We start from the raw sequence: 14,392 nt of genomic DNA, 5'->3' as shown, positions 1-14,392 counted from the left end.
GCCGTCGCGAACTAATTGGGAATCAGCGCGGCGATCATGTGGTTGACGTAATCCTCGAACTCCTCGTGCTGCATGCGCGGCTGGTGCAGCTGCAGGGACAGCTGCAGGAAGCCGACGTAGGCCGCATAGGCCAGGCGCGCGCGGTGCTGGGCGTCGGTGCGGCTCATGCCGGCCTGGCGAAACGACGCGATCAGGTAGTCAAGACGGCGCTGGGACACGCGCTGGATGACCGGCGCGACCGCCGGATGGTCCAGCGCCTTGAGCAGCTCACTATAAATAATGTGCGACTTGGCCTCGTGCGCGACCAGCAGGAACAGCTGGCGGAGGCGCTCGCGCGGGTCGGGCACGGCCTCCAGGCTGCCGAACACGCTCTCCTGCTCGACCATCTCCCAGCGCTCCAGCGCGGCCTGCAGCAAGGTGTCGCGCGAGGGGAAATGCCAATAAAAGCTGCCCTTGGTCACACCCAGGCGCCGCGCCAACGGTTCGACGGCGACCGCGGCCACGCCCTGCTCGGCGACCATGTCCAGCGCGGCCTGGGCCCAGTCGTCGGCGCTCAAACGGGCCGAGCGCGAGGCAGGAACGGGGCGTGGCGAAGGCGCTGGCGTGTTCATCGCCGCATTTAACCATACGCATGAGCATGCAGCGGTACGTTTGCTGCAATGCATCATTTTCTTTTGTTGAATCAAACGCTTGTATGGATTGACGGCGCTCGAAACACACGCCCATACTTGTGCGTATGGTTGACACCCGCTCCCCGCTCGACGCCCCTGGATCGGCCGCCACGCGCGCGGTCGATCTCGTCGGCGCCTGCGGCATCCACTTGGCCGGCACGGCCTACCTGCCCCCGGCGGGTGCGACGGCGGACCAGGCGTCCGTGCTCTACACCCATGGCTTCGGCCAGACCCGCGGCGCCTGGCAGCGCACCGGCCTGCGCCTGGCCGCGCAGGGGCATGCGGGACTGGCCTATGACGCGCGCGGTCACGGCGATTCGCAGCGCAATGCTCAGGAGGTGGCCTACGACGGCGCGCAGTTCGTCGACGACCTGATCATCGTCGCCGGCGAACAGGCCGAGCCGCCGGTGCTGGTCGGTGCCTCGATGGGCGGCCTGTTCGGGCTGCTGGCCGAAAGTCGCTGGCCCGGGCTGTTCTCGGCCGTGGTGCTGGTGGACGTCACCCCGCACTGGGACGAGGCCGGGCTGGCGCGCGTGCTGCAGTTCGTCACCGCGTTTCCCGACGGCTTCGACTCGCTCGAGCACGCCGCCGATGTGGTGGCCGGCTATCTGCCGCACCGGCGCGCCCGCAAGACGCCCGACGAACTGGCCGCGCTGCTGCACGCAGGGGAGGACGGCCGCTGGCACTGGCACTGGGATCGGCGCCTGGTCGACGACCTGGTGCGCGACAGCGCCCGCCATCAGGACGACATCGCCGCGGCGGCGCGCGGCGTGCGCTGCCCGGTGCTGCTGATCAGCGGCGGCCGCAGCGAGCTGGTCTCCGAAGACAACGTGCGCACCTTCCAGGCGCTGGTGCCGCACGCGCAGCACATCCAGGTTCCCAATGTCGGCCACATGCTGGCCGGCGACGACAACGATGCATTCACCGCGGTGGTGCTCGACTACCTTGGCACGCTGGCGCGCGCCCGGCACCCCCGCTCCTTCAATACCGCTTTCGATTCCGCTTCCGGAGCACGCTCATGAGCATCCTGGTCCCGTTCCTCGCCGTCCTGCTGGCCGGTGCGATCGCCGCCTATCACCGCATGCGCCTGGCCACGTGGGCCGCGATCAGCGCCTGCGCCCTGGTCGCTTGCTGGCTGCTCGGCGCCAGCGCCACCGCGTGCATCGTGGCCGCGGTCATCGTCGCGGCGATCACCCTGCCGCTGCTGCTGCCGGCCTCGCGCAAGGCGCTGGTCAGCGCGCCGATGATGAAGTTCTTCCGCAAGGTGCTGCCGCCGCTGTCGCAGACCGAGCGCATCGCGCTGGAGACCGGTTCGGTCGGCTTCGAGGGTGAGCTGTTCACCGGCGATCCGGACTGGAACAAGCTGCTCAACTATCCCAAGCCGCAGCTCACCGCCGAGGAGCAGGCCTTCCTGGATGGCCCGGTCGAGGAGCTGTGCCGGATGGTCAACGACTGGGAGATCACCCACGTCCACGCCGACCTGCCGCCCGAGTTGTGGGACTTCATCAAGAAGAACAAGTTCTTCGGCATGATCATTCCCAAGCAGTACGGCGGCCTGGGGTTCTCGGCGCTGGCCCACCACAAGGTGATCCAGAAGCTGGCCTCCATCTCCAGCGTGGTCAGCTCCACGGTTGGCGTGCCCAACTCGCTGGGCCCGGGCGAGCTGCTCAACCACTACGGCACCCAGGAGCAGAAGGACTACTACCTGCCGCGCCTGGCCGTGGGCGAGGAAGTGCCGTGCTTCGGCCTGACCGGGCCGTTCGCCGGCTCCGATGCGACCTCCATCCCCGACTACGGCATCGTCTGCAAGGGCGAGTGGAACGGCGCCAACGTGCTGGGCCTGAAGCTCACCTTCGACAAGCGCTACATCACCCTGGCGCCGGTGGCCACACTGATCGGCCTGGCCTTCCGCATGTACGACCCCGATGGTCTGCTGGGCGACACCAAGGACATCGGCATCACCCTGGCGCTGCTGCCGCGCGACACCGAGGGCGTGGAGATCGGCCGTCGCCACTTCCCGCTCAACTCGCCGTTCCAGAACGGCCCGATCCACGGCAGGGAAGTCTTCATCCCGCTCAGCCAGCTGATCGGCGGGGCCGACATGGCCGGCAAGGGCTGGAACATGCTCAACGAGTGTCTGGCCGTGGGCCGCTCGATCACCCTGCCCTCCACCGCCAGCGGCGGCGCCAAGGCCGGCGCGGTGGTCACCGGCGCCTATGCCCGCATCCGCAAGCAGTTCGGCCTGTCGGTCGGCCGCTTCGAGGGCGTGGAGGAAGCCCTGGCCCGCATCGGCGGCAAGGCCTACATCATCAGCGCGCTGTCGCAGGCCACGGCCGCGGCGGTGGACCGCGGCGACGTGCCGTCGGTGCCGTCGGCCATCGCCAAGTACCACTGCACCAGCATGAGCCGCGAGTGCATCGCCGACATGATGGATGTGATCGGCGGCAAGGGCATCATCCTGGGTCCGCGCAACTTCGCCGGCCGCAGCTGGCAGGCCTCGCCGGTGGCCATCACCGTGGAAGGCGCCAACATCATGACCCGCAGCCTGCTGATCTTCGGCCAGGGGGCGATCCTGTGCCATCCGTGGGTGATGAAGGAGATGAAGGCCGCGCAGGATCCGGACCGCGCGGCGGGCCTGGACGCCTTCGATCGCAGCCTGTTCGGCCATATCGGCTTCGGCATCTCCAACGCGGTGCGTTCGTTCTGGTTCGGCCTGACCGCCTCGCGCATCGGCGCCGCCCCGGGCGACGCCTACACCAAGCGCTTCTTCCGCAAACTGGACCGCTACTCGGCCAACCTGGCGCTGATGGCCGACATCTCGATGATGACGCTGGGCGGCAAGCTGAAGTTCAAGGAGTCGCTGTCCGGCCGCCTGGGCGATGTGCTCAGCCACATCTACATGACCAGCGCCATGCTCAAGCGCTATCACGACGAGGGCGCGCCGCAGGCCGAGCAGCCGCTGCTGGCCTGGGCCTTCCACAACAGCGTGCACGAGATCGAGCTGGCGCTGTCGGCGGCGCTGCGCAACTTCCCGATTCGTCCGATCGGCTGGCTGATGTGGGCGCTGATCTTCCCCTGGGGCCGCCGTGCCGAGGCGCCCGGCGACCGCCTGGGCCATCGCGTGGCCGCGCTGCTGATGACGCCCAATGCCGCGCGCGATCAGCTGGCCCGCGGTGTGTTCCTGACCCCGTGCGAGAACAACCCGGGCGGCCGCATCGCCAGCTATCTGGCCAAGGCCGTGGCCGCCGAGCCGGTCGAGCGCAAGTTCATCAAGGCGCTCAAGACCAAGGGCATCGAGGCGCTGGACTTCCCGGCGCAGCTGGACGAGGCCGTGCGCGAGGGCCTGATCACCGCCGAGGAGCGCGTGCAGCTGGAAGAGCTGCGTGCGATCACGATGGACACCATCAGCGTGGACGACTTCGACACCGAGGAACTGCGCTCGGCCGGCTATCGCCAGCAGGTGCGACAGGCCGACGCGCGCGAAGCCGCCTGAGTTCCCCGCGTTTTTTTCGTTGCCCACGACGGCGGACCTCGGTCCGCCGTCGTCTTGTCCGGAGTCGCATCACATGGCCGCACCTCTCCTGACGTTGTATCGCCGCCTGCAGCGCTGGCCCGCCGGCGGCTGGCTGTTCTCGCGCGCGGTATGCTTCAAGGCGCCCTACTTCGGCAGCATCGCCCCGCGCATCACCCTGCTGGAAGTCGGACGCTGCGAGGCGCGCATCGCCGACCGTCGCCGCGTGCACAACCACATCGGCACGGTGCATGCGATCGCCCTGTGCAACCTGGCCGAGCTCACCGCCGGCCTGATGACCGACGCCAGCCTGCCCGCCTCGATGCGCTGGATTCCCCAGGGCATGTCGGTGCGCTATCTGAAGAAGGCGGTCGGCCCGCAGCAGGCGGTGGCCACGCCGGCCGCGCCGATACGCGAGGCGACGGAGGGTTATGCGCTGCCGGTGGACGTGGCCGTGCGCGATGCCGCTGGCGACACCGTGTTCACCGCGCAGGTGGACATGTGGGTCTCGCCGAAGCCGGCGCGCGCGCCGCGCTCATAGGCCGGCGAACAGACAGACCAGCGCCAGCGCCGCCGGCACGGCCTGGATCCACAGGATGCGCCGGCTCACCGTCGCCGCCCCGAAGGCACCGGCCACCACCACGCAGGCCAGGAAGAACGCCACCACGCGCACGTCGCGCAGCAGCAGCCCGCCCCACAGCAGGCCGGCGGCGAGGAAGCCGTTGTAGAGCCCCTGGTTGGCCGCCAGCACGCGCGTGGTCTGCGCCTTCTCCGACGACATGCGGAAGGTCTTGAGCCCGAGCGGGCGCGTCCACAGTGCCATCTCCAGCACCAGGAACCACAGGTGCAGCAGCGCGACCAATACGGTCAGGACGAGGGCGATGACAGGCATGGTTCCATCCGGTCGGTGAGCAGGCGCGCAGTGTGCCGCGTGCGCGTCCGGGAAGCACGCGGCCGGCTCAGCGCGGTGCGGCCGACTCGTCGATTCGTTCCACGCGCTTCCACAGGCGCCAGCCGATGCCAGCCGCGGCGAAGGCGGCCAGCGCACTGACCGCGGCGAAGCCACCGATGGTCATCCCGACCGACTTCAGCCCGTTCATGCCGGTGGCGATGGCCACGTCGCCGAAGCGCCACACCGCGGTGTCCACCGCGTTCTGGCCCTTGTAGCGCACGTTGCGCGGCACGCGGGTATAGAGACTGTGGCGCGCCGGCTCGGCCATGCCGTAGGCCAGTCCGCGACTCACCACCAGCGCCAGCACCGTGGGCGCGACCGGGCCGATCAGCACCGGCAGCACGAACAGCGGCGCATGCGGATTGGACGAGCACACCACCAGCAGCAGCACCGCGATGCTGATCACCGACCACAGCAGGATCAGCGTGCCCGGTCCGCGCCGGGGCAGCAGCCAGCGGGTGATGGTCAGCTGCACGATCACCGTGAGCAGGTTGCCGGCCAGGTCCACGTCGGCATGGAAGCGCGTGCGCGCCACCGCATCGGCGAAGGTCGCGCCGGAGTAATCGACCAGCAGGGCGTAGTTGACCGTGCCGATGCCGTCGGCCAGCAGCAGCAGGATCGCCATGCCGCGCATGAAGGGGTCGGCGAAGATCTGCTTCAGGCCATCCCACATGCTGCCGCCGAGCGCGGCCTCGTGCCCGTCCTCATGCCGGCGCGCGCCATGCGCGCTGGCCCAGCGGCCCAGCAGCACCACGCACACGGTCGACACGCCAAGCAGCGCCGCCGACACCAGCAGCAGCGGCGCCACGCCGAGCAGCTGCACCAGCGAGCGCGTCAGCATCGGGCCGGCCAGCGCGCCCAGCGTGCCGGCCACCGCGATGATCGGAAACAGGCGCCGGGACTGCGCCAGGCTCCAGATGTCGGACATGAAGATCCAGAACACCGACACCACGAACAGGTTGAACACGCTCACCCAGACGAAGAACACCATGCCCAGCGCGCGCGGGCTGAGCAGACCGACCGAGGTGAAGGCCGGGATGAAGGCGAGCTGGCAGACGATGAAGAACAGATACACCAGCGGCACCAGCCGCCGCCTGGGCCAGCGCGAGGCCAGCCCGGCGAACACCGGCGTCAGCAGCAGGGTGGCGATGAAGGTCGCCAGATAGAACCAGGGCAGCTGGGTCGAACCCACGGCCGCGGACAGCTGCTCGCGGACCGGGCGCACGACGTAGTACGCGGCGAGCACACAGAAGAAGCACACGAAGGACAGCGCGAGCGCCCAACCCTCTCCCCCTTCGATCCGATGGGGCTTGTGCGTGACCACGGGCGGCGACTCCGGCGCGTTCGATTGCCGCGCACGGTAGCCGATGCACTGCAACATCGCCAGCGCGCAGGCGCGGATCGCTAGGCGGCCCGCGGCGCCTCGCTGCGCGTGGCCAGCCAGACGCCGATCGCCGCGCAGGCGAATCCCGCGCCCTTGAGCCAGGTCAGGTGCTCGCCCAGGGTGAGGTGGCCGAACACCGCGGTCCCCGGCGGCATCAGGAAGAACAGCGCGGCGACGCGGGTCGCCGCGCCGCGCCGGATCAGCAGGAACAGCAGGGCGAAGCCGCCGATCGAATTGACCAGCACCAGCCACGCCAGGGCGCCGTGGAAGGCCGCGCTGTCGTCGAAGCGAAACCCCTCCAACAGCGCGAACGGCAGGAGCACCAGCGTGGCGGCCGCATTCTGCACGGTCAGGCCCAGGCGCATGTCCAGGTGCGCGGCGTGACGCTTCTGGTAGAGCGTGCCGGCCGTGATGCCCACCAGCCCCAGCGCCAGCATCGCCCAGGCCTTCAGCGGCGTGGCGCCATCGACGCGGTCGGCCACCACCAGCGCCACGCCGAGCAGGCCCAGGGCCATGCCGAACCAGCGCCACGCGCCGAGCCGTTCGCTGCCGTCCAGGGTGGCCACCAGCGCCACCAGCAGCGGCATGGCGCCGATCACCAGGGCCGACACGCCGGCGTTGGCGCCCCACTGGAAGGCCACGTAGACCGCGCCGAAGTGCAGGGCCAGCATCAGGACGCCGGTGGCGGCGCTGTGCAGCAGGTCCACGCGCCGGCAGCGCCCCACCCGCCCGATCAGGGCCAGCGCGCCGAACACGAGCGCGGCGATGCCGAAGCGCAGCGTCAGCGAGGTCAGCGGCGCGGCGTGGGCGACGGCGACCTTGCCGGCGATATAGCCGGTGCACCACACCAGCACGAACCCGATCCCCAGCAGCGCATCGCGGCCGGAACGGGGCGGGGAATCGGGGGCTGGCGCGGCCATGTCCGGGCATGATCGCCCGCACCTTGCAGCGCCGTCATTACCGCTTTGGTCGCGTTGCAAGACGCTGAACAGGGCGCGCGGAGGGCGCGGCGCGCTGTTCAAAAAGATCAATGGGATGAACGAGATGGCCGGCCAATCTCCGGCCGTTTGTGCATTTCTCGACATGAGCGTTATGATCCAAAACACGCCAGATCACGCGGGCATCTCGCACATGAAAAACCTCAGGGGGCGCCATCGTGCGCGATCGCTGACGATGACCTTGTTGGCCGCGCTGCTGCCGCTGGCCGTGTCCTCCACTGCACAGACGCCGACCCTGCCCGCACAGCTGGCGACGGTCACCATGAGCGGCGCCGCCGAAGGCGCGACACAAGCCGCCGCCTGGCGCGCCGCGCCGGCGCCCTACGAATCTCCCACCAAGCCCTTGCCGTATCGCACCGCGCTGTCGCCCAGCGATGTGCGCCCGGTCGCGCCGGGCTTCGACGTCGCCGCGTTCGAGGCACTGGCCAAGGACCTGACCGTGGGCCAGCGCGTCCCGGGGCTGGCCATGGCCGTGGTCCAGGACGGCCGCATCATCAGCGCCAAGGGGTATGGCGTGACCGATGTGCGCAACCCGCGTCCGATCGATGCGCATACCGTCTTCCGTCTGGCCTCGCTGTCCAAGGCCTTCGCCGGCACGATGGCCGGGCTGCTGGTCAACGATGGCGTGATCCGCTGGGACAGCAAGGTCGCCGACTATGTGCCCAGCTTCCGCCTGATCGATCCGGTCGCCACGCGTGAGGTCACCGTGGCCGACGTGCTCAGCCACCGCACCGGTCTGCGCTGGCACAACGCCTTCGACAACGACATCGAGGGCAACGCGGACTACTACACCGTCTCGCAGAAGCTGGCCACCGCGCCGCTGGGCTGCCGCCCGGGGCAGTGCTACGAGTACCAGAACGTCGCCTTCAGCCTGATCGGCGATGTGGTCTTCGCCGCGACCGGCAGCTTCTACGATCAGGCCGTGGACCGGCGGATCTTCAAGCCGCTGGGCATGAACGACGCCAGCATCGGCCTGGCCGGCATCGAGAACAGCCCGAGCTGGGCCAAGCCGCACGTGCGTGCGCGCAGTGGCTGGGCTTCGATCAATCCCAAGCCGACCTATTACCGTCTGGCGCCGGCCGCCGGGGTCAATGCCAGCGCCAGCGACATGGCGCAGTGGCTGCTGGCGCAGCTGGGCCACCGTCCGGACGTGCTGCCGGCGCCGCTGCTGGCCACGCTGCATGCGCCGCTGATCAGCACGCCGGGCGAGATGCGCGCCGGCTGGCGCGGTGCGCGCGTGGAGTCGGCCAGCTATGCGCTGGCCTGGCGCGTGCTGGATTACTCGGGCCAGCAGGTCGTGTTCCATGCCGGTGCGGTGGAGGGCTACCGCGGCCTGGTCGCGCTGGTGCCGGGGCGCGACTTCGGCGTGGCGATCCTGTGGAACAGCAACAGTCCGCTGCCGTCCGGCTTGCTGCCGACGGTGCTGGACACTGCGCTGGGTCTGTCGCCGCAGCGCTGGCTGGACACCGACATGGCCAAGCAGCTGCTGCTGGCGCAGACCAATGGTCATCCGCTGCCGCAGGCCATGCACGCCGCCTCCGACGACAACGTCAGCGACGACGACGAGGCCGGCGCGGCTTCGAGCAAGGCCGTGGCTGCGCCGCACTGATCCGCCAACCGGCGAACATAGCCAAGAAAAACGCCGGGCGTTGCCCGGCGTTTTTCGTTGGGAGGTACCCCGCGGGCCTCGGATGCGTGATTGCCGCAATTCGGGCTGGACGGGTCGCGGGCTGCTGCCCGTGCGGCGTGCGCCTGCAGTCTTCGCAGTGCCGCTCACTGCGGCATTGTCTGATCGACCGGGTGCCCGACCGACAGGCGCAAGTAGCCGCCGGAATCAGGACAAAAGGGTCTCTCGGTCGAGGGATCGCGGCGCACGCGTTTCGGCTTCGCAGGGGCAGCGGTCCGTCGGACGGCGATAAAACAGTCCTTGCGAAAATCCCCTGGGAGCCGCCCTTCTGGACTTTTGGGCCAATGGCGGCGATGGGGCTTTACCCGCGATGTCTCATCGCGCTTCACGCATTTCCTGGTAGTGCCTCATCACCACCATTGCGCCCCCCCCTGTAGAGCGGAGCTTGCTCCGCTGGAGCCTTCCCCACGAACCGAACGAAGAGCAGCGGAGCAAGCTCCGCTCTACAAGGAGGACGCGGCTGATCTGAGAGACAGTGGTTCCCACGGGATGCGGCAAGTTCATTCTTTTCCCATCCGAGCGTCAGCCAGGGAGGATGACCAACCGAGCGGGTGCGCTCGGCTGGGCGAGGCCGGTCGGCGAATGGATGGGCCAAGACCGCATGCAGGTCGTCAGGCGCTTGACGCCCCACGCTCGGCGAGGAACAAAAAAGCCCGGCAACTGCCGGGCTTGATTGCGAACCGGGCTATGCCGAAACGGCGCGACCCGGCGCTTCGCTCAGTCCGTGCCCGGCGCCGGCACCGAAGGGCTCGGCGCAGTCGGCTGCACTGCCGGAGCGGTGGCCGGTGTCGGCGGCAGCTCCAGGGCGGGATTGCCCTGCTGTTGCTGCAGCTGTTCGATGCGGCGGGTCAGCGCTTCCAGTTCGGTGTTGGTGGCGCGCAGGTCGCTGCTCAGGCTCACCGCCTGCTGCTTGTTCTGCTGCAGGGCGTTACTGACCTGCAGGGCCTGCTGGCGCTGCTGCTCGACTTCGGCCTGGAGTCCCTGCAGGCGCTTCTGATTCAGTTCGACCATGCGCTCGGTGTAGCGCTTGCCGGCCTCCAGGCGCACGGTGTCGATATAGACCTGGGAGAGCTGGTTGGTCTGGTCGACGAAGGTCTTGTAGACCTGCTCGGCCTGCTCGACCGAACTGGTGCGGATCACGCGCCAGAACTGCTTGTCGCGGAACAGGGTGACGTAATAGTTGAGCGAGTCGGCATGGAACAGCAGGCTGGCGCCGTAGTTGCCGTTGTAGGTGGTACGCAGCTCGGTCAGCGAGCCGGCGTCCATCAGGTGGCGCAGCTCCTCGGCGGTGTTGCCGATGCTGGGCTCGGCCACTTCGGCGGTCTGCTCGGGCGGCGGGGCTCTTGGTCCGCGTGGCGGCAGGCAGCGGCGCACAGGCCGTGGAGATCAGCACGATGGCCGCGCCGAACCAGATCCTTGACATGCTCCCCCGATGAATCATCCGTCTTGCCCCGACTTCTCTGGCGTGATCGCCCCCCTGCGTTGCGCAGGGCATACGGTCGGGATGTTAGCACGCGGCTTTCGCGGGCCGCAGGGCGCGGGCGCCACTTTGTTCCTGCGCCTGGCAGGCCGATGCCGTGGTCGGCGATGCGCGGGCCGGGCCGGGTGTCGCGTGCGGCGCCGGGGTGACGCCCCAAAAAAAAACACTTCCTTCCCCGCTGGGCAACCGGGGAAGGAAGCTGCAGTCAGAACGACAGCGCGCGGCGATGTCGCCGCGATACTTCTCGTTAGATCAGCGGCGCCGGGGTTGCCGGCAGAGCGACCGGAGCGGCCTTCTTCTTGGTCGCCTTCTTGGCCGGCGACTTCTTGGCAGCCTTCTTGGCCGGAGCCTTCTTGGCAGCCTTCTTCGCCGGAGCCTTCTTGGCGGCCTTCTTGGCGACCTTCTTCGCCGGGGCCTTCTTGGCGGCCTTCTTCGCGACCTTCTTGGCAGCCTTCTTCACGACCTTCTTCGCCGGGGCCTTCTTAGCGACCTTCTTGGCGGCCTTCTTGGCGACCTTCTTTACAGCCTTCTTGGCGGCCGCTTTCTTGGCGACCTTCTTGACGGCCTTTTTGGCCGGCTTCTTCGCAGCTTTCTTCGTTGCCATGTGATGGCTCCTCGTCAGTGATTACTTTGGATGAAACATCCGTTGCTAAGCCCAGTACTCAAAACGCCGCGGGAGTCGGACCCGCATGCAGCCGCCGACGCGCCATGCGCGCTGGGGCGGATCTGTTGCGACGCCGGCCGGGGCCGACGTCGTGCACCCGTCAAAGCAAAGACACCTGCGGCGACTGCGGCGCAGGTGTCGATGCGGATCGGGGTTCGAATTTCTTCAGGGGAAGCGAAGCCTTCGACCATCCTGCCGGGGGTACGGGCGGGCGACCTTGCCGTTGTGGGTTTCGTCGCGATGACCGACTCGCTTGATTTGCATAGCGCCTGTGCGCGTTGGGGCGAAACCTAATCACGGTTTTTTCTAGTGTCAATGGTTTTTCAGAAAAATTTCTCATGTGTTTTGAAGCGCGTCATCGCCTTGCCGCGCCGGGCTGCCGAGCCGATAGCGTTCGAGCCGATGGCGCGGCGACGCGCGCGCGACAACGCATGTCGAGCAGAGTGCTTTTTTTATGCAGTTTGCTGCGCGCGTCGCGCGTGACGCGACTGCCGACGCATGCGCTCGGACGCGCGTGCCGATGGTGGCGTCGAAGGTGTCGCGCAGTTGAATCGCACCTGATTCCGAAGGCGCTCGCGGCATGCGTTTTCGCGTCGCACAAGCTGCCTCGCGCGCCAACTGCGCAAACTTTTTCCAAGCGCGCGGCGTCGCGCGCATCCCGATCGCCTGCCATGTCGATGCAGGCGAGCGTCTCGACGACACGAACATCACGCCGCGATGGCGCCGGAACGGACCCATAAAAAAACGCCGCGTCCAGGACGCGGCGTTGGTCTTGCGTGCGACGCCGGCACCGGGCCGGCGTGCATGGATCACTCTTCGTCTTCTTCCAGCTGCTCGGCGTAGTCGTCCGGGCCGAGCAGGTCGTTGAGCTCGTCGGCGTCGCTGATCTCGACCACGAACAGCCAGCCTTCGCCGTAGGCGTCCTCGTTGATGGTCTCCGGCTTGTCAGCCAGCGCCTCGTTGACCTCGACGACCGTACCCGACACCGGGCTGTAGACGTCCGAGGCGGCCTTGACCGACTCGACCACCGCGCAGGCGTTGCCGGCGGTGACCGCATCGCCCACGTTGGGCAGCTCGACGTAGACCAGGTCGCCCAGCAGCCCCTGGGCGTGGTCGGAAATGCCGACGGTGACGCGGCCGTTGCCTTCGACACGCGCCCACTCGTGGGACTTGAGGAATTTCAGATCACCAGGGATCTCGCTCATGAGGATGCTCCGGCCGGTTGGGCGCGATGGTTGGGAATGGCGCAAGTCTAACGAAAGGCCGCCGCGACTTGTCACCCGGCGCGGTATGGCGCGCGGCCGCTGCGCAGGGCAGCGTCGAGCAGATCGATCCGGTCCTGGCCCCAGAACGGCTCGCCGTCGCGCACGTAACCCGGCAGGCCAGGGAGGCCGGCGTCGATCGCGGCGCGGGTGTTGTCCTGGTGGGTCGCATGGGTCTGGGGCGCGTCGGCCAGCGCGAGCACCGCCTCGGCATCGAAGCCGTGCGCGGACAGCAGCGTCGCCAGCGTCGCGCGATCGGCCAGGTCCTGCTCGTTGGCCCATAGCGCGGCGAACGCGTCGGCCATGTAGGCCTGCGGATCGTGGCCCTGCGCGATCAGCGCGATCACCGTGCGATCGGCCAGGGCGATATCGCAGGGGTAGAACTTCGGCCGCAGGTTCAACGGCAGGCCGCGCTGCTCGCGCACGCGCTGCAGTTCGATCAGCCGGTAGGCCTGGCGCACCGGCGGACGCTGCGCCAGCGGCAGGGCGCCGACCTCGCCGAACAGATCGAAGATCCGCACCGGTCGCGTGCGCACGACCGCGCCGTGGCGCGCGGCCATGTCCAGGAACGCCCGGTGTCCGAGGTAGGACCAGGGCGAAAGCAGGGTGACGAAGTAGTCCAGTTGCTCGGCCATGGTCGCGACCTGCCTTTAGACGAGGACGCCGGGCTGCGGCTGCCCGTCGCGGACGAAGGGGAACTTGACCACCCGCACCGGCACCTCGCGGCCGCGGATGTCCACGCGCACCTCACCCGGCTCGCCGCTGGGGACGCGGGCGAAGGCGATGGCCTTGCCCAGGGTCGGCGAGAAGGTGCCGGACAGGATCTCGCCCTCGCCCTGCGCGGTGAGCACCTTCTGGCCGTGGCGCAGCACGCCCTTCTCGTCCATCACCAGGCCGATCAGCTGGCGCGGCGCGCCCTGCAGGTGCTGGGCCTCGAGCACCTCGCGGCCGACGAACTCACGGCCCTCATCCAGCGCCACGGTCCAGCCCATCGCCGCCTCATAGGGCGAGACGGTCTCGTCCATGTCCTGGCCGTAGAGATTCATGCCGGCCTCCAGGCGCAGCGTGTCGCGCGCGCCCAGGCCTGCCGGCTTGACCCCGGCTTCCAGCAGCGCGTCCCAGAACGCCACGGCGCGCTCGGCCGGCAGCACGATCTCGAAGCCGTCCTCACCGGTGTAGCCGGTGCGGGCGAGGAACAGTTCGACCCCGGCGCTGCTGACCGCGTCCAGCGCGGCGAAGCGCGCCAGCTTGTCGGCCGCCTCGCAATCCTCCTCGCGCAGCAGGCCGATGACCTTGGCGCGCGCGTTCGGGCCCTGCACGGCGATCATCGCCAGCTCGGCGCGCTCGATCACTTCCACGCCATAGGCGGCGGCCTGCTTGTTGATCCAGGCCAGGTCCTTCTCGCGCGTGGCGGCGTTGACCACCAGGCGGAAGAAGGCGTCCTCCAGGAAGTACACGATCAGGTCGTCGATCACCCCGCCGTTGGCGTCGAGCATCGCGGTGTACAGCGCCTTGCCCGGCTTCTTGAGCTTGTCCACCGAGTTGGCGACCAGGTAGCGCAGGAACTCGCGCACGCGCGGGCCGCGCAGGTCGACCACGGTCATGTGGCTGACGTCGAACATGCCGGCGTCGCGGCGCACGGCGTGGTGTTCCTCGATCTGCGAGCCGTAGCTGATCGGCATGTCCCAGCCGCCGAAATCGACCATCTTGGCGCCGAGCGCGCGGTGGCTGTCGTTGAGGATCGTCTTCTGGGTCATGGGCTGGTCCTTACAAAGAGGCCGGC

At 68.6% G+C, this 14,392-nt stretch carries 14 protein-coding genes; 4 read left to right on the top strand and 10 right to left on the bottom strand.

The features are described 5' to 3' along the window. Positions 1–11 precede the first annotated feature (11 nt). On the bottom strand, positions 12–611 hold the full coding sequence (locus tag EAT51_RS09635; protein ID WP_130517351.1) for a TetR/AcrR family transcriptional regulator: 600 nt from the start codon (positions 609–611) through the stop codon (positions 12–14). A gap of 125 nt (positions 612–736) precedes the next feature. Here EAT51_RS09635 and EAT51_RS09630 point away from each other — a divergent pair, with 125 nt between their 5' ends. From EAT51_RS09630 to EAT51_RS09620, 3 genes are all read left to right on the top strand, one after another. Continuing rightward, positions 737–1,693, top strand: coding sequence for an alpha/beta fold hydrolase (locus EAT51_RS09630; protein ID WP_130517349.1), 957 nt, complete (start codon positions 737–739; stop codon positions 1,691–1,693). After that, positions 1,690–4,164 carry an acyl-CoA dehydrogenase gene (locus EAT51_RS09625; RefSeq protein ID WP_130517347.1) on the top strand — a complete coding sequence of 825 codons (2,475 nt, stop codon included), beginning with the start codon at positions 1,690–1,692 and terminating at the stop codon, positions 4,162–4,164. The genes EAT51_RS09630 and EAT51_RS09625 overlap by 4 nt, the downstream gene beginning before the upstream one ends. 73 nt (positions 4,165–4,237) lie before the next feature. Continuing rightward, positions 4,238–4,723: a hotdog fold domain-containing protein gene (locus tag EAT51_RS09620; RefSeq protein WP_130517345.1), complete on the top strand. Its 486-nt coding sequence runs from the start codon at positions 4,238–4,240 to the stop codon at positions 4,721–4,723. On the opposite strand, the gene EAT51_RS09615 is transcribed toward EAT51_RS09620, so the two are convergent. The 3 genes from EAT51_RS09615 to EAT51_RS09605 all read right to left on the bottom strand — a co-directional run bounded on the left by EAT51_RS09615 (position 4,718) and on the right by EAT51_RS09605 (position 7,438). Then, the gene (locus tag EAT51_RS09615) at positions 4,718–5,074 is read right to left on the bottom strand and encodes a DUF1304 domain-containing protein (RefSeq protein ID WP_130561555.1); all 357 of its coding nucleotides are present in this window, start codon (positions 5,072–5,074) and stop codon (positions 4,718–4,720) included. The two genes, EAT51_RS09620 and EAT51_RS09615, sit on opposite strands and share 6 nt — an antisense overlap. Positions 5,075–5,141: 67 nt before the next feature. Further along, complete coding sequence (locus EAT51_RS09610) at positions 5,142–6,458, bottom strand: NTP/NDP exchange transporter (protein ID WP_228257874.1); 1,317 nt, start codon at positions 6,456–6,458, stop codon at positions 5,142–5,144. Between the two features lie 80 nt (positions 6,459–6,538). After that, positions 6,539–7,438 carry a DMT family transporter gene (locus EAT51_RS09605; RefSeq protein ID WP_130517339.1) on the bottom strand — a complete coding sequence of 300 codons (900 nt, stop codon included), beginning with the start codon at positions 7,436–7,438 and terminating at the stop codon, positions 6,539–6,541. Between the two features lie 211 nt (positions 7,439–7,649). Between EAT51_RS09605 and EAT51_RS09600 the strand changes: the two genes are divergently transcribed. Beyond that, a complete protein-coding gene (locus EAT51_RS09600) occupies positions 7,650–9,125 on the top strand; it encodes a serine hydrolase domain-containing protein (protein ID WP_130517337.1) in 1,476 nt (491 codons plus the stop codon). A 795-nt stretch (positions 9,126–9,920) separates the two neighbouring features. Here EAT51_RS09600 and EAT51_RS09595 read toward each other — a convergent pair. From EAT51_RS09595 to gcvT, 6 genes are all read right to left on the bottom strand, one after another. Continuing rightward, entirely contained in the window at positions 9,921–10,577 is a 657-nt protein-coding gene (locus EAT51_RS09595; RefSeq protein ID WP_130517335.1) for a DUF2968 domain-containing protein, read from the bottom strand. Positions 10,578–10,930: 353 nt separating this feature from the next. After that, positions 10,931–11,287 carry a histidine biosynthesis protein HisIE gene (locus tag EAT51_RS09590; RefSeq protein WP_130517333.1) on the bottom strand — a complete coding sequence of 119 codons (357 nt, stop codon included), beginning with the start codon at positions 11,285–11,287 and terminating at the stop codon, positions 10,931–10,933. Between the two features lie 396 nt (positions 11,288–11,683). After that, positions 11,684–12,160: a hypothetical protein gene (locus EAT51_RS09585; RefSeq protein WP_130561554.1), complete on the bottom strand. Its 477-nt coding sequence runs from the start codon at positions 12,158–12,160 to the stop codon at positions 11,684–11,686. Beyond that, positions 12,157–12,552: a glycine cleavage system protein GcvH gene (gene gcvH / locus EAT51_RS09580; RefSeq protein WP_130517329.1), complete on the bottom strand. Its 396-nt coding sequence runs from the start codon at positions 12,550–12,552 to the stop codon at positions 12,157–12,159. Before gcvH ends, EAT51_RS09585 begins: the two co-directional genes overlap by 4 nt. A 71-nt stretch (positions 12,553–12,623) precedes the next feature. Beyond that, entirely contained in the window at positions 12,624–13,244 is a 621-nt protein-coding gene (locus EAT51_RS09575) for a 2-hydroxychromene-2-carboxylate isomerase (RefSeq protein WP_130517327.1), read from the bottom strand. Positions 13,245–13,259: 15 nt separating this feature from the next. Then, positions 13,260–14,366 carry a glycine cleavage system aminomethyltransferase GcvT gene (gene gcvT, locus EAT51_RS09570; RefSeq protein WP_130517325.1) on the bottom strand — a complete coding sequence of 369 codons (1,107 nt, stop codon included), beginning with the start codon at positions 14,364–14,366 and terminating at the stop codon, positions 13,260–13,262. Positions 14,367–14,392 lie beyond the last annotated feature (26 nt).

Origin of the sequence: Pseudoxanthomonas winnipegensis (assembly GCF_004283755.1) — a bacterium.
Lineage (GTDB): Bacteria > Pseudomonadota > Gammaproteobacteria > Xanthomonadales > Xanthomonadaceae > Pseudoxanthomonas_A > Pseudoxanthomonas_A winnipegensis.
This window is presented reverse-complemented; position numbering and strand designations above follow the sequence as displayed.